21 protein-coding genes are annotated in these 21404 nt (G+C 65.1%); 13 read left to right on the forward strand and 8 right to left on the reverse strand.

Going from position 1 to position 21404, the window contains the following annotated elements; genetic code table 11:
• The first annotated feature begins 138 nt into the window (after positions 1–138).
• Both LDH66_RS03755 and LDH66_RS03760 read left to right on the forward strand, forming a co-directional pair.
• Positions 139–1482: an MmgE/PrpD family protein gene (locus tag LDH66_RS03755; RefSeq protein WP_226479736.1), complete on the forward strand. Its 1344-nt coding sequence runs from the start codon at positions 139–141 to the stop codon at positions 1480–1482.
• Between the two features lie 83 nt (positions 1483–1565).
• A complete protein-coding gene (locus LDH66_RS03760) occupies positions 1566–2636 on the forward strand; it encodes a quinone-dependent dihydroorotate dehydrogenase (protein WP_226479737.1) in 1071 nt (356 codons plus the stop codon).
• 291 nt (positions 2637–2927) lie between these two features.
• Here the strand turns inward: LDH66_RS03760 and LDH66_RS03770 are convergent, their stop codons facing one another.
• The 4 genes from LDH66_RS03770 to LDH66_RS03785 form a co-directional block, all read right to left on the reverse strand.
• Positions 2928–3173, reverse strand: a complete 246-nt coding sequence (locus LDH66_RS03770) for a hypothetical protein (protein ID WP_226479738.1) — start codon at positions 3171–3173, stop codon at positions 2928–2930.
• A 168-nt stretch (positions 3174–3341) separates the two neighbouring features.
• Positions 3342–4709 carry an allantoinase AllB gene (gene allB, locus LDH66_RS03775; RefSeq protein ID WP_226479739.1) on the reverse strand — a complete coding sequence of 456 codons (1368 nt, stop codon included), beginning with the start codon at positions 4707–4709 and terminating at the stop codon, positions 3342–3344.
• A gap of 219 nt (positions 4710–4928) precedes the next feature.
• On the reverse strand, positions 4929–5102 hold the full coding sequence (locus LDH66_RS03780) for a hypothetical protein (RefSeq protein WP_226479740.1): 174 nt from the start codon (positions 5100–5102) through the stop codon (positions 4929–4931).
• A 247-nt stretch (positions 5103–5349) separates the two neighbouring features.
• Positions 5350–5730: a hypothetical protein gene (locus LDH66_RS03785; RefSeq protein WP_226479741.1), complete on the reverse strand. Its 381-nt coding sequence runs from the start codon at positions 5728–5730 to the stop codon at positions 5350–5352.
• Positions 5731–5881: 151 nt separating this feature from the next.
• Here LDH66_RS03785 and LDH66_RS03790 point away from each other — a divergent pair, with 151 nt between their 5' ends.
• The 3 genes from LDH66_RS03790 (at position 5882) to LDH66_RS03800 (ending at position 9996) form a co-directional block, all read left to right on the forward strand.
• Positions 5882–6871 (forward strand): NAD-dependent epimerase/dehydratase family protein, encoded by a 990-nt coding sequence (locus LDH66_RS03790; protein WP_226479742.1) that lies wholly within the window; start codon positions 5882–5884, stop codon positions 6869–6871.
• Positions 6872–7345: 474 nt separating this feature from the next.
• Complete coding sequence (locus LDH66_RS03795; protein WP_226479743.1) at positions 7346–7846, forward strand: helix-turn-helix transcriptional regulator; 501 nt, start codon at positions 7346–7348, stop codon at positions 7844–7846.
• Between the two features lie 224 nt (positions 7847–8070).
• On the forward strand, positions 8071–9996 hold the full coding sequence (locus LDH66_RS03800; RefSeq protein WP_226479744.1) for a DUF7282 domain-containing protein: 1926 nt from the start codon (positions 8071–8073) through the stop codon (positions 9994–9996).
• A gap of 210 nt (positions 9997–10206) precedes the next feature.
• Here LDH66_RS03800 and LDH66_RS03805 read toward each other — a convergent pair whose 3' ends face one another.
• Positions 10207–10710 carry a DUF7344 domain-containing protein gene (locus LDH66_RS03805; protein WP_226479745.1) on the reverse strand — a complete coding sequence of 168 codons (504 nt, stop codon included), beginning with the start codon at positions 10708–10710 and terminating at the stop codon, positions 10207–10209.
• 353 nt (positions 10711–11063) lie between these two features.
• The gene (locus LDH66_RS03810) at positions 11064–11225 is read right to left on the reverse strand and encodes a DUF7563 family protein (RefSeq protein ID WP_007109247.1); all 162 of its coding nucleotides are present in this window, start codon (positions 11223–11225) and stop codon (positions 11064–11066) included.
• A 602-nt stretch (positions 11226–11827) separates the two neighbouring features.
• Between LDH66_RS03810 and LDH66_RS03815 the strand changes: the two genes are divergently transcribed.
• The 3 genes from LDH66_RS03815 (at position 11828) to LDH66_RS03825 (ending at position 13853) form a co-directional block, all read left to right on the forward strand.
• A complete protein-coding gene (locus tag LDH66_RS03815; RefSeq protein ID WP_226479746.1) occupies positions 11828–12160 on the forward strand; it encodes a winged helix-turn-helix domain-containing protein in 333 nt (110 codons plus the stop codon).
• Between the two features lie 226 nt (positions 12161–12386).
• The gene (locus LDH66_RS03820) at positions 12387–12662 is read left to right on the forward strand and encodes a PadR family transcriptional regulator (RefSeq protein ID WP_226479747.1); all 276 of its coding nucleotides are present in this window, start codon (positions 12387–12389) and stop codon (positions 12660–12662) included.
• Between the two features lie 204 nt (positions 12663–12866).
• Positions 12867–13853, forward strand: a complete 987-nt coding sequence (locus tag LDH66_RS03825; protein WP_226479748.1) for a DUF1616 domain-containing protein — start codon at positions 12867–12869, stop codon at positions 13851–13853.
• Between the two features lie 278 nt (positions 13854–14131).
• Here the strand turns inward: LDH66_RS03825 and LDH66_RS03830 are convergent, their stop codons facing one another.
• Positions 14132–14572 (reverse strand): response regulator, encoded by a 441-nt coding sequence (locus tag LDH66_RS03830; protein ID WP_226479749.1) that lies wholly within the window; start codon positions 14570–14572, stop codon positions 14132–14134.
• A 285-nt stretch (positions 14573–14857) separates the two neighbouring features.
• On the reverse strand, positions 14858–15394 hold the full coding sequence (locus tag LDH66_RS03835) for a DUF7344 domain-containing protein (protein ID WP_226479750.1): 537 nt from the start codon (positions 15392–15394) through the stop codon (positions 14858–14860).
• Positions 15395–15860: 466 nt separating this feature from the next.
• On the opposite strand from LDH66_RS03835, the gene LDH66_RS03840 reads away from it, so the two are divergent.
• Genes LDH66_RS03840 through LDH66_RS03860 form a run of 5 tightly spaced genes read left to right on the forward strand, consistent with a single transcriptional unit; the run spans position 15861 to position 21264 of the window.
• A complete protein-coding gene (locus tag LDH66_RS03840; RefSeq protein WP_226479751.1) occupies positions 15861–16451 on the forward strand; it encodes a DapH/DapD/GlmU-related protein in 591 nt (196 codons plus the stop codon).
• Entirely contained in the window at positions 16448–17671 is a 1224-nt protein-coding gene (locus tag LDH66_RS03845) for a DegT/DnrJ/EryC1/StrS family aminotransferase (RefSeq protein WP_226479752.1), read from the forward strand. The genes LDH66_RS03840 and LDH66_RS03845 overlap by 4 nt, the downstream gene beginning before the upstream one ends.
• The gene (locus LDH66_RS03850) at positions 17668–18693 is read left to right on the forward strand and encodes a Gfo/Idh/MocA family protein (protein ID WP_226479753.1); all 1026 of its coding nucleotides are present in this window, start codon (positions 17668–17670) and stop codon (positions 18691–18693) included. Before LDH66_RS03845 ends, LDH66_RS03850 begins: the two co-directional genes overlap by 4 nt.
• Complete coding sequence (locus LDH66_RS03855; protein WP_226479754.1) at positions 18693–20192, forward strand: nucleotide sugar dehydrogenase; 1500 nt, start codon at positions 18693–18695, stop codon at positions 20190–20192. The genes LDH66_RS03850 and LDH66_RS03855 overlap by 1 nt, the downstream gene beginning before the upstream one ends.
• Positions 20185–21264 (forward strand): glycosyltransferase family 2 protein, encoded by a 1080-nt coding sequence (locus LDH66_RS03860; protein WP_226479755.1) that lies wholly within the window; start codon positions 20185–20187, stop codon positions 21262–21264. The genes LDH66_RS03855 and LDH66_RS03860 overlap by 8 nt, the downstream gene beginning before the upstream one ends.
• Positions 21265–21404: the final 140 nt, after the last annotated feature.

A 21404-nucleotide genomic window follows, 5' to 3' on the forward strand; every position in this document is an offset into this window, starting at 1 on the left:
ATGTCCGTTCCGAGCCGGGCCGCCGATCGGAGCCTCGGGCGGAATTTCGACGCGGCCTCGAGCGAGACTCACTGCCGCGAGGGCGGGCACCGAGAGACGGGGACCACGATTATAACGCTCCTCGGTAGACGAACAGCTATGACAGACACAAGCGGCGTTACCGCCGATCTCGCGGCGTTCGTGAGTTCGCTCTCGGACGACGACGTTCCCGACGACGCGCATCGGCTGGCCGAACGCGCGATCCTCGATACCGTCGGCGTGACGCTCGCGGGAGCGGGCGCTGACGGGGGCGAAATCGCGACTGCGACCGTCGACACCGGAATCGGAGAGACGACGATCCTCGGCCGGGACGAACGGGCACCGCTGTCCGACGCCGTCTTCGCGAACGCGACCGCCGGTCACGCGCTGGACTTCGACGACGTCGCGCTGGCGGCGATGGACGGCCACCCGAGCGTCCCCATGGTCGCGCCGCTGCTCGCCGTCGGCGAACGGGAGGGCGCGACGGGACGAGAGCTGCTGACCGCATTCGTCGCCGGTTTCGAAGCGCAGAACTACCTCTCGAGACCGATCAGTCCCGGCCACTACGAGGGCGGCTGGCACGCCACCGCGACGATCGGCCTCTTCGGCGCTGCGGCGGCCGTCGCGAACCTGCTCGGACTCTCGCCCGAACGCACGCTCTCGATCGCCGCCTCGATGCCGGCCGGTCTCAAGCGTAACTTCGGGACGACGACCAAGCCGATCCACGCGGGCCAGGCCGCCCGCTCGGGGACGACCGCGGCCCTGCTCGCCGCCGAGGGCGCGACCGCAGATTCGCGAGCGATCGACGGCGACCGTGGCTTCTTCGACCTCTATCGGGGCGACGGCGAGCCGGATCTCGAGCGACTCCCCGACCTCGGCGAGCGGTGGGCGCTGCTCGAGGACGGTATCGACGTCAAGAAGTATCCGTGCTGTTACTACACCCACGCTGCGATCTACGCCGCGATCGGACTCGCCGAGGAGTGCGATCTCGGGGCCGACGAGATCGACGACGTGGTCGTGACCGCGTCCCGGGGCGCGGCCGACGCGCTCGCCCACGACGACCCCGACACGGGGCTCGAGGCGAAGTTCTCGATGCCGTACCTGATCGGGAGCGCGATCGCCCGTCGTCGGGTCGGACTCGCCGCCTTCGACGAGGAGGCGATCGACGAGTCGGCGGTCCAGACCGTCCGCGAACGGGTCTCGCTGACCGTCGACGAGGACCTGCCGTACGATTCCAACGCCGCCCGCGTCGCGGTGACGACCCGCGACGGCGAGACGGACGAGCGCACGCGAGAACGGCCGCCGGGAACGCACGACGATCCCCTCTCCGACGAGGAACTGCGCGAGAAGTTCCGAATGTGCGCCGAGCGCGCGCCGGGTTCGGTCGCGGTCGACGACGCGCTGGCGGCACTCGACGACCTGCGCACCGTCTCGGACGTGGGCGACGTCCTGGAGTCGCTCTGAGCTACCGCTCCCGAAGTGTCTGCTCGGTCCCCGCCTCGAGCGCTTCGAGACGTTTACCTGTCGGCCGCCCCCACGTCCCGACAATGACGCTGTATTCGCGGGTTCGCCCCCTCGCGTTCAAACTGCCGGCCGAGACGGCCCACGACCTGGGCAAACGGACGCTCCGGGCGGCGCAGTCGACCCGGGCGACGCGGACGGCGCTGTCCTACGCCTACGGGTACGAGGATCCCGCCCTGGAAGTCGATCTGTTCGACACGACGTTTCCGAACCCGGTCGGTATCGCCGCCGGCTTCGACAAGAACGCCGAAGTGACCCACGCCCTCGAGGCGCTCGGCTTCGGCTTCGTCGAGATCGGGACCGTCACGCCCTATCCTCAGGAGGGGAACGACCGGCCCAGGCTCTTCCGCCTGCGCGAGGACGAGGCGATGGTCAACCGAATGGGGTTCAACGGCCAGGGGATGGAACGCGTCAAATCGCGCCTCGAGGACGACGGGACGCCGCGGTTCCCGCTCGGCGTGAACATCGGAAAGATGAACTCCTCGACCGAACGGGAGGCGATCGAGGACTACCGCCGCGTCTTCGATCGGCTCTCGCCCTTCGCCGACTACGTCGTCGTGAACGTCTCCTGTCCGAACACGCCCGACGAGTTCGACGAGGGATCGCCCGAGCACCTGCGGGCAATCTTCGAGACGCTCGAGGCGGAAAACGACCGGAACGTGCCGATCCTGGTCAAGATCGGCCCCGACGAGCCCGAGGAGTCCGTCTTCGATCTCGTTGACATCGTCCGCGAGTTCGACCTCGACGGGATCGTCGCGACGAACACCTCGACGAGCCGCGACGGCCTCGCGTCGCCCCGCCAGGAGGAGTGGGGCGGACTCAGCGGGAAGCCGCTCGCGGATCGCTCGACGGCCGTCATCCGTTCGCTCGCGGAGTACACTGACGGCGAGCTGCCGATCATCGGCGTCGGCGGCGTCGACTCCGCCGAGAGCGCCTACGCGAAGATCCGCGCCGGTGCCTCGCTCGTCCAGTTGTACACCGGGTTCGTCTACGAGGGGCCGTCGACCGCGACGCGGATCAATCGGGGGCTGGTGGCGCTGCTCGAGCGCGACGGGTTTTCGTCGGTCGAAGACGCTGTGGGTGCGGACCTCGAGTGACTGCGCATCGTGGTCGTCTTCCCTGTCCCGTCCCGTTCGGGCCGAGAAACCCGTAGACCGTTCTCTGGTCGACGGCGACCGTGTTCCCGAACCGTTTCCGCAGACCGGTCGCGTCGATCGCAAACTGAGCGGCGGACACCAGACGCGTCATATCTGTTCACGTTTACTGTACTTGAGTTTTTACTACCATTATACATAGTTTCACAGGAGAACGCGACCGTCGGCCCGGTACCGACGGACTCGAGACAGTGAGATCCATCGAGGGACCGTCACAGGGTCGGGCGGGATCGATCAGACGGGTTCCGGGTCGTCGATCGCGTCGTCGAGTCCGTGGTGTTCCGCGGGGCCGACGACCTCGTCGCTTCGGTCCTCGCGGATTTCCCGCGTGCGGGAGTCTTCGTGCTGTGATTCGACGACCGGTTCGGCGTCACCGTCGGTGACGGAGAGGAACACCGATCTGAGTCGCTCGGTCTTGTCCGTCTCGGTCGTCTCGTCCGATTCGTCTCGCTCGTTCGGTTCGGAGGCTGCGTCAGTCATGGCGAGCGGTCCTCATCGAGAGCAGACGGATGGCACCCGAATATAAACCGACCGCGACTTTCACGAACTGAAAACCATCGAAGTGAGCTGAGAGAAACGATCCGTGATCGGAAACGGCGACCGTCCCCGCGATCGATTGCTGTCGATCGCGCGACCCCGGAGCGGGCCTCAGTCGATGTCGACGCGCGTCCCGTATCCAGACTCGCCGACGACCGTCCCGTCCTCGGCCACGACCTCGCCGCGAACGACCGTCGCGACCGCTTTCCCGGTGAAGGACTCGCCCTCGAACGGCGTCACGCAGTTTTTCGAGTGCAGTTCCGTTCGGTCCTCGAGCGTCCACTCGAGGGCCGGATCGACGACGGTGAAGTCGGCGTCGGTACCGACCTGCAGCGACCCCTTCTGTGGGTACATCCCCCAGACCTGCGCCGGCCGCGCCGAGTGGCGGCGGACCCACTCCTCGAGCGTGAACCGCCCCTGATTTACGAAGCTGAGCATGGCCGGGACCTCGGTCTCGAGGCCGACGAACCCCGAAATGGCGTCCCAGGTGTTGCCGAATGGGTCGTCGACCATCTTCTCCTCGGGCGTGTGGGGGGCGTGGTCGGTGGCGATACAGTCGATCGCGCCGTCGTCGATGCCGGTCTCCCAGAGTCGGTCGCGCTCCTCGGCGTTCCGAATCGGCGGCTGGACGCGCGCGACGTTGCCCTTCTCGCGCATGACGTCCTCGGTGAACCAGAGGTAGTGGGGGGTCGTCTCGGCGGTGACGTCGACGCCGCGGTCCTTGCCGCGGGCGACGGCCTCGGCGGCCGAGCCAGACGAAACGTGGAACATGTGGATCTTCGCGCCCGTCTCTTCGGCGAAGGTAATCATCCGCTCGACGGCCTCCTGCTCCGCGATCACGGGTCGCGAGTGGGAGTGGTCGATCGGCTCGTTTCTCCCCTCTGCCTGGAACTGCTCCGTGTAGTGGTCGATTATCTCGCCGTTCTCCTCGTGGAATCCCAAGCGCTTGCCCGTCTCGCGGATGTGCTCCATCGCCTCGATGATCTCGCCGTCGTTCGGCGGCGGGACGTCGCCGACCGTCGACCCCAGGAAGATCTTGAACCCGAGCGGGCCGGTCTCGTCGATCTCGGGAATCAGCTCGAGGTTCTCCGACGTGACGACGGCGTAGCTCTGGAAGTCGACGTGGGCCGACGCCTCGCCGCGTTCGAACTTGAGGTCGAGGTGCTCGGGACGGTCGATGACCGGATCCGTGTTGGGCATCCCGACGACGGTCGTCACGCCACCGGCGGCGGCCGCTCGCGTCGCGGACTCCCAGTCTTCCTTGTACTCGAGGCCGGGTTCGCGGTTGTGGATGTGACAGTCGACGATACCCGGCACCAGGACGTTCCCTTCGGCGTCGAGGACGCGGTCCGCCTCGGGAAGCCGGTCGCTCCGACCGACGGCGACGATGGTGCCGTCCTCGACGGCGACGCCCGCGTCGGGCGTCCGCCCCGCGGGCGTGACGACGGTACAGTTGCGCACGACGAGATCCACAGTCATTGCCGTGGAGTTGCCGAGGGCGGCGCATATAGCTTCCCCAAACGGCTCGTCTCCGCGCCGATTCGAGGACCACGCGATTACGAGAAATCGACGCTCGAGCCCCCGCTTGCGGACCGGTCGCCCGAGAGTCACTGTCGACGGCGACGGTAGTGTGGTGGTGGTTCCGATCACAGCGCCGACCGACCGGGTGGCCGCCGAGGGTTCGAACGCGACCCTCGGTTAGTCCTCACGCAGATCTGCGAGCAGACCTGGCGGGACCGAACAGCCACAGGGGCCGACGGTCCCGGTATGCGGGCCGGTGGCAACGGAGACCAGGACCGGGTCACCACAGCGCGGGCAGGCGGGGAGCGAGGACGGTTCGTCGCCGTCGCTCGCCTCACGGTCGCTACACATCTCGATCACCACTCGCCGTCCGTATCGGACTCGAGGCTAGTCGCGTCGGGCGATTCTGTCGCCGTGCGGGACGTTTATATCTCGCTAGAATGTACGCAATCATGGCTTGCAAACGGGTCGTGTTTGGAAGCCAAGTCTCGGGTGTCCCCAGCACCCGGGACGTTTGCGAATCGTCCCGTTCTAGAGACCGGCTTCCGTTCTATCCGTTGACTTGTCTATCCTTATATCTACTAGAAGTCAGGTGAAATCAGTCCATCGAGTCGGAATCCAGCCGGTCCTGATACGCAGTTCTGACTGCCGCCGGAGCGCGATAGTCGCGACGTTCCGCGAGCGCCGTCGCGACGATCAGAAACGCGAGCAACGCTGCAGCTATCGACTTCGAATCGGTCGGGTCGATCCGGTCCCACGTGCGGTGCAGCCAGAACAGATCCATTGCAGGGGAGGTCCGATGGAGTTCGCGCAGTCGCTCCGCTGCGATCGGGCTGGCCCAGTGGAAGTCGGGAATCATCGCCCACCCGCCGCCGAACAGAATCACCGTCCGCGGATACCGGTCGGTCGGAACGAGATACGTGACAACCAGCGTCGTCATCGCCGCCCCGAACGCGAAATGGCCGATCGCGATTGACATCCCTCGTAGTCGACGAGCGCTCTGACTGATACGTTATCGCGATCGACACCGACGGTCGGAGCCGTAGGCACTGCCTTCTCCTCGAGTGAGCACCGGAGCGGCGAGGGTACGAGTGTGATACTAAACAGCGAGGAACTGGTCGTGTCCAGAAATGGACTCGCCAGCGATACGCGACAGCACGATCCTCGTGACCGGCGGTGCGGGCTTCATCGGCAGCCACCTCGTCGAGGCCCTGGTCCCTCACAACGAGGTCAGAGTGCTCGACGACTTCACGACCGGTGACCGCGACTATCTCCCCGACGACGTGACGGTCATCGAGGGCGACGTTCGCGACCCGATAGCCCTCCAGGAGGCGGCCCGCGGCGTCGACGTGATCTTCCACCACGCCGCGCTCGTCAGTGTCACCCAGAGCGTCGACGACCCGCGCCAGAGCAATCGGACGAACCTCGAGGCGGGACTATTAGTCCTCGAGCAGGCCCGTCAGGAGGACGCGCGGGTCGTCGTCGCCTCGAGCGCGGCCGTCTACGGCCACCCCGAGGAGTTGCCGGTGCCGGAGACGGCACCGACGAACCCGACCTCGCCCTACGGCGTCCAGAAGCTCGCGCTCGACCAGTACGCCCGCCTCTACGAGGAGCTGTATGGGCTCGAGACCGTCGCGCTTCGGTATTTCAACGTCTACGGGCCGCGCCAGCAGGGGCCCTACAGCGGGGTAATCTCGACGTTCCTCGAGCAGGCGCGGGCGGGCGAGCCGATCACGATCGAAGGCGACGGCCAGCAGAGCCGCGACTTCGTCCACGTCAGCGACGTCGTCCGGGCGAACCTGCGGGCGGCGACGACCGACGCGGTCGGCGAAGCGTACAACATCGGCACGGGGCAGCGAACGACGATTCTGGACCTCGCCGAGACGGTCCGCGACGCCACGGACTCAGCCTCGACGATCGCCCACCGCGACCCTCGCTCCGGCGACATCAGACACAGCGGCGCGGACACGTCGAAAGCGAGCCGCGATCTCGGGTTCGACGCCAACGTCGGCCTCGAGTCCGGAATCCGGTCACTGGTCGGCAGCGGCCGGCCGGAACTGGCCGAGACGGAGACCGGGGCCCCGCTCGAGCCGAACCGAGGCGGCGGGTCGTATAGCTGAGGCGACTCGACCGGTACTCTCACAGTCGTCGATCGCGTTCGCTCGTCGTATTGGACTGGCACAGGAGAGCGAAACCCGACGCAGAGGCCACCGAATCGGCGGTACGGTCGGTCGTGTTCGCTCGAGAGAGAATCAGGCCAACGTTTTCTTACCGGCTAAATCCGGGCTGAATCCGCGCTAGCCGTTCCAAACGTCCGGTTGCGTTTATTCAGTCTGTCGAGCAAAGGCTCCCTATACCATGACAGGCGAGTGTTTCATTAGCGTGCCCTCGAGTCGCCACGGACTGATCCCACCGCCGAGGGGAGTTGTGACTCCGGAGCAGCCCGCGGGGTGCGATCCGTCGTTCGCATTGAACTCACAGTTGTCGTGATATACCGGTGAACTGCTAACAGAATATGTATTATAAAAAACAATTTGTAGACCGATCACGACGGTACAGGACATGAATCACGCGATGATAGACCGTTCACAGCCATGAGCAGTCGACGACGGGGTTCCACTCTTCGCGACGCGTACGAGTCGTCGAGCAGTGGTGCGGTCGCGTCCACGATCACCGCGAGTTCGTGGTCCGGATTCCTCCCGGGATTCGGCCGGCCGCTCCAACTGGACGGGAGCGCTCATCTCGCGGCCCTCGCCGGCATGGTCGCGCTCGCAGTGCTCGGTGGGATACTCGTCGCTCGCAACCGATACGAGGAGCCGGCATCGCTCGCGAACGAACCCGAGCCGACTCGCGAGGAGTTCGTGACCGATCGAGAGCGGGTTCAGCAACTCCTCCGAGATAACGGGGGACGGATGAAGCAGTCGAATATCGTCGACTCGGTCGACTGGTCGAAAGCCAAGGTCAGCCGGCTACTCGCCGATCTCGAGGAGGACGGCCAGATCACGAAACTACGGCTCGGACGGGAGAATCTGGTCTGTCTGCCGGGTCACGAACCGACGGCGTCGAAGTCACCCGAACAGGCGAACGACGACTAGCGTCGACGCCAGCGTCTGCGGGGAACCGATGGCGGCGGGCCGGTGGTCTCGCCCATTCTGATGAGAGATAGCGGGGATACGAGCGCCGGTCGTTCCTATCAGCAATCGTTGTTTTCCGTACTCGGAGACGGCACTGTCGGGCCGTAGTATCCGATTTCTCAGCGTAATGGTTCCGCCGGTTTATCCACTGAAACCACGACGGGATAGATGCCTTCACGGCAACCATGAACGCACGCAAACAGTTACTCGTCGTACTTACCGCGCTGATGGTCGTTAGCTCTGGCGGGGCGATGGTGACAGCCGCGACAACCGGTGACACCGTCGAGCAGGGCGACGACGTCAGCGAGGACGAGTACGATGGAACAGACACCGAAGCGACGGACGAATCAGTAGCTCAGGACGAGGATAGTACAGACACGGCGACCGGACTCCAGGACAACGAGTCCGACGACGGCGAGATCGAACCGGATAATGAATCCGACGGTCAACAGGCCGCGTACGTGACGTTTACCGACCAGGCGGTCGAGGACGACACGGTCGTCGTCGAGAACGCCACGCTCGCGAGCGGTGGCTTCGTGACGATTCACGACAGTAGCCTCCTCGTCGGCAACGTCTTCGAGAGCGTCATCGGTACCTCGGCGTACCTCGAGGCGGGAACGCACGAGAACGTCGAGATCACGCTCGACGAGCCGCTCGAGGAAGACGAGACCCTGATCGCGATGCCGCATCGCGACACGAACGATAACGAGGCGTACGATTTCGTCGAGACCGAAGGGGCAGCCGATGGACCGTACCTCACGCCCGATAACGAACCGGTGACCGACGATGCAGCGGTCACCGTCGACGGAGCGGACGATGAAGCGCCCGTCGACGAAGAGCCGGTCGACGACAACGAAACCGATGAACTACCCGTCGACGAAGAACCGGTGACGGAAGAGCCGGTCGATAACGAGACCGACGAGGAACCGGTCGCAGAAGAACCGGTTGACGAGGAACCGGTCGACAACGAGACTGACGAGCTCCCCGTCGAAGAGGAGCCAGTTGACGAAGAGCCAGTCGATAACGAGACCGACGAACCGGTCGTAGAAGAACCGGTTGACGAGGAACCCGTTGCTGAAGAGCCGATGGACCAGATGCCCATCGATGCCGATGAGCGTCCGGTCTTCGTCACGGTAGAGAACCTCACTGTCGAAAACCTGAACGTCGAGAACGCAGCCGTTTACGTTCTCGTCGTGGGTGAAAATATCAGTGACGACGAACTCCCGGACGAGATCGATACTATCACCGAGGAGCCAGTCGATAACGAGACCGACGAAGCACCGGTCGACGATAACGAAACCGACGAAGATCTATTCGACGATAACGAGACCGACGAAGAGCCGGTCGACGATAACGAAACCGACGAGGATCTATTCGACGACAACGAGACTGACGAAGAGCCAGTCGACGACAACGAAACTGACGAAGATCTATTCGACGACAACGAAACTGACGAAGCACCGGTCGACGACAACGAAACCGACGAAGAGCTGGTCGATGATAACGAGACCGACGAAGCACCGGTCGACGACAACGAAACTGACGAAGATCTATTCGACGATAACGAAACCGACGAAGAACCGGTCGACGACAACGAAACCGACGAAGAGCTGGTCGACGATAACGAGACCGACGAGGAACCGGTCGACGAAGAAGTGACGGCCGGGGCCTTCAACGTCAGTGATCTCGAGGCTCCCGAGAGCGCCACGGTCGGTGAGACCATCACCGTGACGGCGACGGTCGAGAATCCGGAGGACGAGGAGCGTGTCGATAACATCCAGTTCCGGATCGACGGTGACCTCGTCGCCGAACAAGACGTGACGCTCGAGGGCGACGAGAGTACCGATGTCGGGTTCGAAGTCGACACGAGCGGCCTCGAGGCCGGCCAGTACATTCACATGGTGTTGGCCAATCAGTCCGGTGAGGTCGCGGTCCTCGAACTGACCGAGGAGACCGATACCGACACTGACGATACCGAATCGGACGGTATCGGGGACGAGACTGATGACACGAACGAGACCGAAGACGGTCTCAACGAAACCGACGAGACCGAAGACGGCCTCAACGAAACCGACGAGACGAACGAGAGTGACGACGGCCTGACGGCCTAAGCGAGGAGACCCCCACGGACAGAGCGTCTTTTCGTGCCGTCGCAGTCGATACGGCGGCGATGCGCTTCGACTGAACGCAACTGATGATCGATTTCTTCGGTACTAATTCACGGCTCCGAGAGTCCCCACCAGCTCTCGGGAAAGGACGCAGTTACGGTGCCCAGGGCGGCCTCTATCGGTTACGAGAGAGCCGTGGGGCAGTCCGACGGCTCAGCCGAGTAGTCGATAGAGACTGCTCGCGGCGACGGCGAGGAAGACGAGCACGCTCGAGAGCACGGGATCGACGCTCGAGACGACCGGGAGGCCGAGTCCGGCCAACGCGATGACGGCGAGGCCGAGTATGCAGAGTCCGAGATGGAGTTGCAAGACCTGTGAGTGATCGGCGGTGTGGCCGTCGACGTACTGGAGGACCTCTTCGAAGTGATGACCGGATTGAATCGTCTTCGCGTCGGAGTCGTACTCGATGACGGCGTCTTCCTCGAGCTGGGGGAGATGCGTCTGCTGGAGGGAGACGTAGACGCTCTTGTAGAGGTTGTTCGGGACGGGCGTCGTGTCGGATTCGGTGGCAGCGATCTCGCTTGCAACGTCGGAGACGTCGATCTGCCCACCCTCTTCTGCGAGCAGCTGCACGATGGCACGCCGTCTGTCGTTGCCGAGGATGTGAAACACTTCACTCTCCGCGAGTGGCTCAGTTCTGTCCGTTTGAACTGACATCGATTAGGGAGAAGGGACGAGAGTTTTCGAGGGGCAATCCACCACCAGTGACCATGTATCCCCACTTCACTCACCACTAACTTTAACTTTTGCAGGTTACGCCATCGGTCGGTTCGAACCGCGAGCACGAGTGTCGCATCCGTCTCCGTAGGGTGCGGATACAGTCGTCAGCGAGAGAGACCTCTCGAGAGGGGCATCTTTCCCGTGGCCGAATAGGTTCGCCGCCGAGAACGGAGGGCGGAAGCGGGGGCGGATCCCGCAGCAGCCGCTCTCATGTGGCGTCGGCAGGAAAGGGGGAGCGAAGTGGTCAACCGGTGTGGAAGCGTTGGAAATCGACAGTGCGATGGCGACGTTCAGTCGCCCGGGAGGTGACCGCCCGACTGCATCTCCCGATAGGTCGTACAGGACGGACAGCCATGGACGATGTCGCCGTTGTCACCGAAGACGCGAGCGAACTGCTGTGTGACGTGCGTCCCGCAGTTTCGACAGCGGGCACCGGCTGTCGACGATTCCATGGGCTTCCAGTCGTGTTGTGTGGATTTCATGGGTTGTGGGGGTGTACTCGGACGGGTCGCGATCGATTACGCCGTCGGCCGGAGACGGTCCGTTCCGTCCGTGGTCCCGGCGGCCGGCGCTACCACCGATCCGTCACGATACCCGTCCGGGCATCATCGAATCAAGGGGAGCAAATGCGAATAAAGGACGCTGACCGTTCACCCGGAGCGCTGGTCTGAGAACCGAGAAACCGCTGCTTTACGGTCGATATGAAGGGAGAGGCCGTGTGAAACGTCGGCTTCCGGAATAGATCTGCGAGTGATCTCAATCCGAGTTCAACCGTGTTGGGCAGTATTCGGCGCTCAAACGGGGAATTTATACGTTCGGTAGGCGGCCGAAAGCCGGAGTTTCCGGATCGAAATCCGATCTTACGTCGGACGACGAGATGGCGGCAGGGAATAAGGTACATCGTTATAAAATACCACTATCGCTTACCGATTTCCATGCCGGAATGTAACGGTGGTGCCCCCGACAGCGGTGGCCCGACTGCCGCCCGTCTCGTATCGTCACCTCTCACGGAGAGCGAACGGAGCCTGCCCGTCTCGGACGGGTGACCACGACTATGTCAACACAAGCGAGTAACACGCGATCGGAATCGACTGCCGACCACGCGGCCCAGCTCGACGTCCTCGGGGACGACTGTGCCCGGACGATCCTCGTCGCGACGAGCGAGGGGCCGAAGACGGCAAAGGAACTGACCGAACGAACGGATAGCTCGTCGGCGACCGTCTATCGCCGAATCAATAACCTCCTCGAGAGCGATCTCATCGCGGAGTGCGTACGCTTCGACGACGACGGCTCACACACGACTGCCTACGAAGCGACCGTCGACATCCTCCGCGTCCGAATCGACGCCGACGGAATCGACGTCGTGGTTTCGGATACCGAAGAGTAACGCCGTCGACAGATCGCAGGTGAACGACTCGGACCGTCGGAACGGACGGCGGATGCTGGCGCGAACGCGCCGCTCGAGTACGGCGACAGTCGTCCGTTCGAAACCGCGTGACCGGTCGGAGAACAGTCAGTTTCGCACGAGTAAGCCAGTTTAAATCCGGCTGGCAGTCCCTGTATGATACGGATAACAAATATCTACTCAGTAGAACGGTCAGTGTGATTGAGCAATGCATGATCTGACCGGCTTCCAGCGCGATCTGCTGTACGTGATCGCAGGTGCTGACCGACCGTCGGGCCAGACCGTCAAAGACGAAGTCGAGAAGTACTACAGTTCGGAGATCAATCACGGACGGCTGTATCCGAACCTGGACACGCTCGTCAATAAGGAGCTGGTCGAGAAGGGGCAACTCGACAGGCGAACGAACTACTATGCGATCACTGAGTCCGGTCAACAGCGGATCGAAGAGCGCCGGGAGTGGGAGGAGCAGTACGTCGACTTCTAGGTGCTCGAATGCGATCGGGCAGCCGCGCGCGGACCCGACGTAGCATCTCGCTTCTCGTCCGGCCGAGAACCGATCAGTCAGCCGGTTTCCATCGGTAACGCGGCCATAACAATGAACCGATGAGTGGTTCGATCCGACGAGAATGCCACTCGCCTCGTCCGTACGGATATCGAACACCGACCAGCGAACGCCGGTGTATCGTCGATGAGCCACGAAACGAGCACCTGGACCAGGTTCGGAGCCGTTCGTCGCTACCCGTTCGACCTCGCGGCCGTCTCGGTCGGTGCGCTCGTCGCCTACCTGCTCGCGACATCGTTGGCGAGCGAGAACGCGCTGCGGCTGTTCGTAACCCTTCCGCTCGCCCTGTTTCTGCCGGGCTATGCGCTCGTCTCGGTCCTCTTTCCGGCCGGCGAACGGGGCGCACGCGAGACGGCGGCGACGGCCGCCGAGCGCCGGCCCGGTGGGATCGACGTGACCGAACGCGCGGGACTCTCGTTCGTCCTGTCGCTGGCGATCGTTCCCCTGATCGTCCTGGCGGTACCGCTCGTCGGGATCGGACTGACGACGACGTCGATCGCAGCGGGGCTCGCTCTCTTCACGATCGCCATCGCACAGCTCGGCGTCGTCCGGCGGCTCCGAGTGCCGGACGGCGATCGCTTTACCGTCTCGCCGCTCGAGCGCGTCAGTGCTCTCAGCGGCGAAAGCGCGACTGCGACGGTGTCGTCGGTCCTGCTCGTTTTGGCGATCGGGACGGCGGTCAGCGCGTTGCTCGTCGCGTTTCTGGTGCCCGCGTCGGCGGGCGGCTTCACCGAACTCGCGCTTTACAGCGAGGACGAGGACGGCGAAGTCGTCGCCGGCGAACTCCCGAGCGAAGTCGAGCCGGGCGAGTCGATTCCGCTGACGATCGCCATCGAGAACCAGGAGGGTGCCGATCGGGACTATACGGTCGTCGTGCAGGAACAGTCCCTCGAGGACGGATCGGTCGTCGATCGGACGGAGTTACGGCGGATCGACGCGACCGTCTCGGACGGTGCGACGGGGACCGGGGAGCGGTCGATAACACCGACCGCAGAGCCGGGCGAAACGGTTCGGATCAGCGTCTTGCTCTACGAGGACGAGCCGCCGGCGACGCCGACGAACGAGAACGCTGCAGAGGAGACTCACTTCTGGGTCACGGTGACCGGGGAGTGACTCACCGTTCCGGACTGGCGACTGGGGCGTCGCTGCGAGTCCTCTCGGACCGACCGTGTCTCGGGGCCGGCCTCATGCCGGTTCGAGCGATGGATCCGACTCGAGGGGCGGAACGACGCGGCGGGACGGCAAGACAGTCGGTCGGCGACCGTCGGCCGATGCCGGGAGAGCAGCGACGCGGTGGAAGTCGCTGTCAGTAGTCGGGAATACGGTTGCATTATTCAGAGCGGTCTGTGAAACCCGCGTTCAGTATCGGTACTGGAATCACCTGAATCCGATCAGTCCTCTCGCATAATTGCTAACCGGAACTCTTCGAACGATCGGATCAACGCCACGAACTCGCCGGGATCAACCGGTTTTTCGAGGACTGCATCTTCGTCCGCGTCGTGATCAAGGTCACGAGATTCGATCAAATCGTCGTCCAGTCCGGTCAGGACGATTACTGGAACGTGACCCAGTTCGGGATGGTGTTTGATTTCGTGAAGAACGTCTTCACCGTCCACTTTCGGCAGGTTCAGATCGAGGAGCACTATGTCCGGTCGGCGCGCCTCCTCGTACTCTCCGCGTCGATTGATGAAGTCGAGCGCTTCTTGGCCATCAGAGACGACGTTGAGTGAGTTTGCGATGTTTCCGTCCGAGAACGCTTCTTCGATGAGACGAATATCTCCTGGACTGTCTTCTACCAGCAGTATCACCGCCTCTGATGACCCATCTCCCATAGCGGGATGAATCGAGTCACGTGTATAAGAGTTCGCAGAGACGTTCAATCGACAGAGTGTCACCCCACCAGCGTCGGGATCGATGCTGAGCAGTTACCGGACCGCCCGGTTCCGTTTCAACCGCGTTTCGGGATAAACGAATCGGCCTCCGGACTGCTTCTATTGGCAAGTTATCGACACACGAGAGTGACGGGAGTCGCATGCGCGACGAGGAGAGAGGGCGCTGACGCACCGAATACCGTGGTACCTGACGGATACCGTGTGGAGAGCGGGCACGGACGGTGACTATCGGCTCGGACGCCCGAACGGGAGGTCGATTCCCGGGCGACGCGAGACGTACTGTGCTGCCGAGAGAACGAGGATGAGAGCACAGACTACCAGCGCGACGACCGGTGCGACGGTCGTCGTCAGCGGGCCGATCGCGAGCGCGGAGAGTCCGAACGCGACGACGCCGGCCGTCGCCACGGCCGCATAGAGGCGATGCCACGGCCGCTGATCCTCGAGGTGCCGATCGAGATACGGTTCGAAGCGATCCTCGCTCGGCAGGAGTTCGATCTCGTGACCGTCCGGATCCCAGTCGACGATACCGTGATCCTCGAGCATCGGCAGGTGGGTCTGGTACAGCGAGATGTAGACCCGCCTGCGCTGCGTTCGGGTCACGTCGTCGGGGTCAGTGTCGTTCTCCCAGGCGGCCACCTGCTCGACGAGCGGTGCGAGATCGCAGGTGCCGCCCTGTCGTTTCAGGTACTGGACCGCTCGCCGCCTGCGCGCGTTGCTGAACACGTCGAACAGTTTCGCTTGCGTGAGCTCGCTGTCAGCCATGTGTGCCCTCCTCGTATCGGATCGGATCCCGGTCCCGTCTGACGGGTGTGGTCGGATTCCTCACAGCATACGATGCCAGACTGTGCCACTTTACTATCGCTCGGCTACCCACCCGAAAGGGAATTGTACCAGTTAGCGGCCGTGACTGACGCCTAACTCGACGTTTCGCGGATCCAGGGCGATTCGATCGGCCGCTCGCGGCCGCACGCGGAGGTTCCCGGCGACCGTCGATCGTCCGGCACACTGACGCTGTAGTTCGCGTCTACGGACCCTGCAGGCCGGGGATAACAAAGCCTCGTTACCGGCTGTTTCAGCACGACTGCCCACGCGGGTATCGATTCACTATGAGACGAATACGCGACCAACCACGATCTCGAGTAGCGGTCCGAACGGACGCGGCGACGCGCCGTCGCGTTCGCTCGAGCGACAACTGGGGCAACCCCCGTGCGGACGGTGGTGGTCCCCAATGAGCGAGACAGTGCGCGACGTCGTCCGCGGCGACGGGTGTACGATCGACGACGAGGCGACGGTCGGCTACGGCGAGTTCGACGCGCCGACCCGGATCGGCGATGAGGCGACGATCAGAGCGGGCTCGATCGTCTACGGCGACGTGACGATCGGGGACGAGTTCGCGACGGGCCACGACGTCCTGGTCCGCGAAGGGACGACGATCGGCGACGACGTGCTCGTCGGGACCAAGACGGTCATCGACGGGCAGACGACGATCGGCTCGCACGTCAGCCTCCAGACGAACGTCTACGTCCCGACGGAGACGACGATCGGTAGCAACGTCTTCGTCGGTCCGGGAGCCGTGCTGACTAACGACGAGTATCCCGTCCGGATCGACGACGGCCTCGAGGGGCCCACGATCGAGGACGGCGTGTCGATCGGCGCGAACGCGACGCTGTTGCCGGGCGTGACGATCGGCGAGAACGCATTCGTCGCGGCCGGAGCCGTCGTCACGGAGGACGTTCCGGCCGATAGCCTGGCCGTCGGGACGCCGGCGACCGTCCAGGAGCTACCGGACCCGCTCGAGGGGGCGAACCAGCTCGCATGACCGACACCGAAACGAATCCCGAGACCGACGCGGGTATCGATGCCGCTACCAGCGCCGACGCGGGGACCGAGGCGGCGGACGCCGAGACCGAACTCGACCGCGACGGCGCGTCGACGCCGGTGCCGATCGCCGACCCCGAGCTCAGCGCCGACGCCATCGAGCGCGCCGAGTCGGTCCTCGAGGACGGCCGGCTCGCCGACGGGCCGGAAGTCAGGGCCTTCGAGGAGGAATTCGCCGGCTACTGCGGGACGGACGAGGCGGTCGCGACCGCCAACGGGACGACCGCCCTCCACGCGGCGCTCGAGGCCATCGGGCTCGAGGACGGCGACGCGGTGATCACCTCGCCGTTTTCCTTCGTGGCGAGCGCGAACGCGATTCGGCTGGCGGGAGGCACCCCCGTCTTCGCCGATATCGATCCCGAGACGTACACGCTGGACCCGGCCGACGTCGAACGCGTCCTCGGCGAACGGGACGATATCGTCGGAATCCTCCCCGTTCACCTCTACGGTCTCCCCGCTGACATGCCGGCGCTGTGCGAGCTGGCCGACGAGCACAACCTGTTCGTCGTCGAGGACGCCTGCCAGGCCCACGGGGCGAAGATCGACGGCCGGCGCGTCGGCGAGTTCGGCGACGCCGCCTGTTTCTCGTTTTATCCGACGAAGAACATGACCACCGGCGAGGGCGGGATGATCGTCACCGACCGCGACGACATCGCTGCGCGGGCGGCGAGCTACGTCAACCACGGCCGGGACGCGGACGGGACCGGCGGCTACGAGCACGTCGACCTCGGCCACAACTACCGGCTGACGAGCGTTGCGGCGGCGATCGGCCGCGTCCAGCTCGAGCGCCTCTCGGAGTCCAACCGCGCCAGGCGCGAGAACGCGGCCTACTACGACGACCGGCTCGCCGACCTGCCCCTCGAGACGCCGACGGAGCCGACGGACTCCCGACACGTCTACCACCAGTATACGGTTCGGACCGACGATCGGGACGCCCTCGAGTCGACCCTCGCCGAGCGGGAGGTCGGGACCGGCGTCTACTACGAGACGCCGATCCACCGGCAGCCGGCCTACGAGACCGTCAGCGCCGCCGCGGCGTCGTTGCCGGAGGCCGAGCGAGCAGCCGACGAAGTCCTCTCGCTGCCCGTCCATCCCGGGCTGACCGAGCGCGACCGACGGACCGTCGTCGAAGCAGTGCGCGATCACTTCACCACCCAATGAGCACGGACTACCGAGCGGACGCGACGATCGAGGAACCGATTCGGGCCGGCGTTATCGGCGTCGGCTCCATGGGCGAGAACCACGCGCGAGTCTACGGCGAACTGCCGAGCGTCGAACTCGCCGGCGTCACCGACCGCGACGACGAGATCGCCGAGCGCGTCGCCGACCGATACGAGACCGAATCGGTCGCCCTCGAGACCCTACTCGAGCGCTGTGACCTCGTGACGGTCGCCGTTCCGACCCGCGCCCACTACGAGACGGTCTCGACCTGTCTCGAGGCGGGCGTTCACGTGCTGGTCGAGAAGCCGATCGCGGAGACCGTCGAGCAGGGCCACACGCTGGCCGAGCAGGCCCGCGAGGCCGGACTGGTCCTACAGGTCGGTCACATCGAACGGTTCAATCCGGCGGTGCAGACGGTCGAGGACCTGATCGACGATCTGGACGTGATCAGCGTCGAGGCCGAGCGCCTGGGCCCGCCGATCGATCGGACGGCCCCGGGCAACGTGATCTTCGACCTGATGGTCCACGACGTCGACGTCGTCGGCTCGCTGCTCGACGACAAGCCGCACTCGCTGGCCGCGATGGGGACCGACAACGGGCAGTACGCCACCGCGACCATCGAGTACGACGACGTCATCGCGACGGTGACGGCGAGTCGCCTCACGCAGAAGAAGGTCCGAAAGCTCACCGTCACCGCCCGCGAGTGTCTCGTCGAGGTCGACTACCTCGAGCAGTCGGTGTTGATTCACCGCGATTCCTACCCCGAGTACGTCGCGGACGACGGCCGGCCCCGGTACCGCCACGAGAGCGTCGTCGAGCGGCCCCGCGTCGACAGCGGCGAACCGCTTCGCAACGAACTCGAGTCGTTCGTCGAGGCCGTTCGGACCGGGTCCGAGCCCGAGGTCACCGCCGAAGACGGCATTCAGGCCCTCGAGACGGTCCAGTTGATCGACCGGCTCGCGACGGGGCCGTCGGAGGAGACGGACGACGAACCGCCCCGAGAACGAGAGGTGGAGGCCTGATGGCGGAACGTTCGATCGACACCGAGACGGCCGACGGAACCGGCGGGTCCGATGCCCGGGCCACTGGCGGGCTCTATGGCTCGAGCCAGTCCGCGGAGCGGCAGCGCGACCGGCTGACGAGCGGCGAGATACCGGTCGCCGTCTACGGCCTCGGCAAGATGGGCCTCCCGCTAGCGGCGGTGTACGCGGAGACGACGGGCGACGTGACCGGCGTCGACGTCGACCCCGCCGTCGTCGAGTCGATCAGCGGCGGCGAGAGCCACGTCGTCGGCGAACCCGGCCTCGACGACCTCGTCGCCGACCAGGTCGACGCCGGCCGACTCGAGGCGACGACCGACGGCGAGGCGGCGGCCGAGACGGCGCGGATTCACGTCGTCATCGTCCCGACGCTGCTGGACGACGAGAACGAGCCGGACTTGACGACCGTCGAGTCGGTCGCCGGCGACATCGCCGCCGGGCTCGCCCCCGGCGACCTGGTGATCGCCGAGTCGACGCTCCCGCCGGGGACCTGTCGCGACGTCCTCCGGCCCCACCTCGCGAGCGAGAGCGGGCTCGCACCCGACGAGTTCGGGCTCGCGTTCTGTCCGGAACGCACGTCCTCGGGGACGGCGCTGCGGGACATCCGCGGCCAGTACCCGAAGGTCGTCGGCGGCGTCGATGCGGAGAGCACTCGCGCCGCGGCAGTCGTTTACGACGAGCTCTCCGACAACGAGGTTCACCCCGTCTCGGACGCGACGACGGCGGAGGCGATCAAGGTGTTCGAGGGGATCTACCGCGACGTGAACATCGGTCTGGCGAACGAACTCGGCCGGCTCGCGGACGAACTTGACATCTCCGTTCGCGAGGCGATCGACACGGCGAACGACCTGCCGATGTGCCAACTCCACGATCCCGGTCCGGGCGTCGGCGGCCACTGCATTCCCTACTACCCGCACTTCCTGCTCGGCCGGACCGAGGAGCCGATGGCCGTGACGGAGACGGCTCGCCGGGTCAACGACGAGATGCCCGCAGTCGTCGTCGACCGCCTCGAGCGGGAACTCGAGCGAACGGGGACCGACCTCGCGGACGCCTCGGTCGTCGTCCTCGGGATCACGTATCGACCCGGCGTCGAGGAGACCCGCGCCTCGCCCGCGCTGGGGATCATCGACGGACTCCGCGAGCGCGGTGCGGACGTCGCCGGCGTCGACCCGCTCGTCGATCCGGCCGACTACGGCGCGCGACCGGTCGCGATCGATGAACTGGCCCAGGAGTCGTTCGACGCCGCCGTGATCGTGACGCCCCACGCGGCGTTCGATCGGATCGACTGGGACGCCCTCGAGCCGATGACGGTCGTCGACGGCCGGGACGCGGTCGACCTCTCGGAGACCGCCCATCGGGAGTACGACCTGGCCGGTTCGAGCGACGGACGGCCGCCGCGAGGAGCGCGCGACGGCGACGACACCGAACGCGACGGATCGAGACCGATGAACGCGACTACCGACGGAGGAACCGATGTATAAGGGAGAACGGATCGGGGTCGTCGTCACGGCGTACGACGAGGCATCGTTCGTCGGTCGCGTCATCGAGACGGTGCCCGACTTCGTCGATCGGATCTACGCCGTCGACGATCAATCGCCCGACGAGAGTTGGACGGTCATTCAGCGGATCGCCCGGCAGGTCAACGAGGCGGCTGACAGCGAGGCCGCCCCGGAACTCGCGATGGCCGACGGCGGCGACGACCGACGCGTCGTTCCGATCCGCCACGAGGAGAACCGCGGCTACGGCGCGGCGGTCAAGACCGGCTACCGCCGCGCCGCCGAGGACGGGATGGACGTCGTCGCCGTGATGAACGGCGACGGGCAGATGGATCCGGCGATCCTTGATCGGATCGTCGACCCGGTCGTCGCGGGCGAGGCCGACTACGCCAAGGGCAACCGGCTGCTCCGCCCCGAGGACCGCGCGGACATGTCGACGTTTCGCTTCGTCGGGAACGCGATTCTCACCGGCCTCTCGAAGTTCGCCTCGGGCTACTGGTCGATCGGCGACCCGCAGAACGGCTACACCGCCATCTCGCGGGAGGCGATCGAGGAACTCGATCTCGAGTCGGTCACCGACCAGTACGGCTTCCTCAATCACCTGCTGACCCACCTCAACGTGGCCGGCTTCCGGGTCGCGGACGTTCCCATGTCGGCCGTCTACGGCGACGAGGAGAGCAGCATCAAGTACGTGCCGTTCGTTCGGTTCGTCTCCCTCCTCTTGCTCCGGAGTTTCTGCTGGCGGCTCATGAACCGGTACGTGATCCGATCGTTCAATCCGGCCGTCGTCTACTACGGTGCCGGGACGCTGGGTCTGGCCGGCGGACTGGCGGGGCTCGTCGGCTCGGCCGTCCGGACGGCTCGAGGCGAGGACGGCGTGACGGGAGCGATCGCGGCGATCATCGCTACCCTGCTCGGGCTCCTCTCGCTCGGCACCGCGATCCGGCTCGACGCCGAGGCGAACGAGGACCTCGAGTCGCCGTGTGACGATCGGGCGAGGGCGGACCGGGATCGGGAGCGCGAGGAACGAGCGCCGGCACGTAGCGACTCGCGGTAACCACCCCTCGACGACGCCGAAATCGTACGAATCCGTCGCGGCTTCGCGGCGACGGGAGACGGTCGATAGCACTTTTCTCCGGGAACGAGGGTCGGCATAGTCACTCGAGAGTGGAAGAGCAGTGCGGCTATCGGTGAGCA

The sequence above is a fragment of the Natrinema amylolyticum genome (genome assembly GCF_020515625.1).
Taxonomy (GTDB): domain Archaea; phylum Halobacteriota; class Halobacteria; order Halobacteriales; family Natrialbaceae; genus Natrinema; species Natrinema amylolyticum.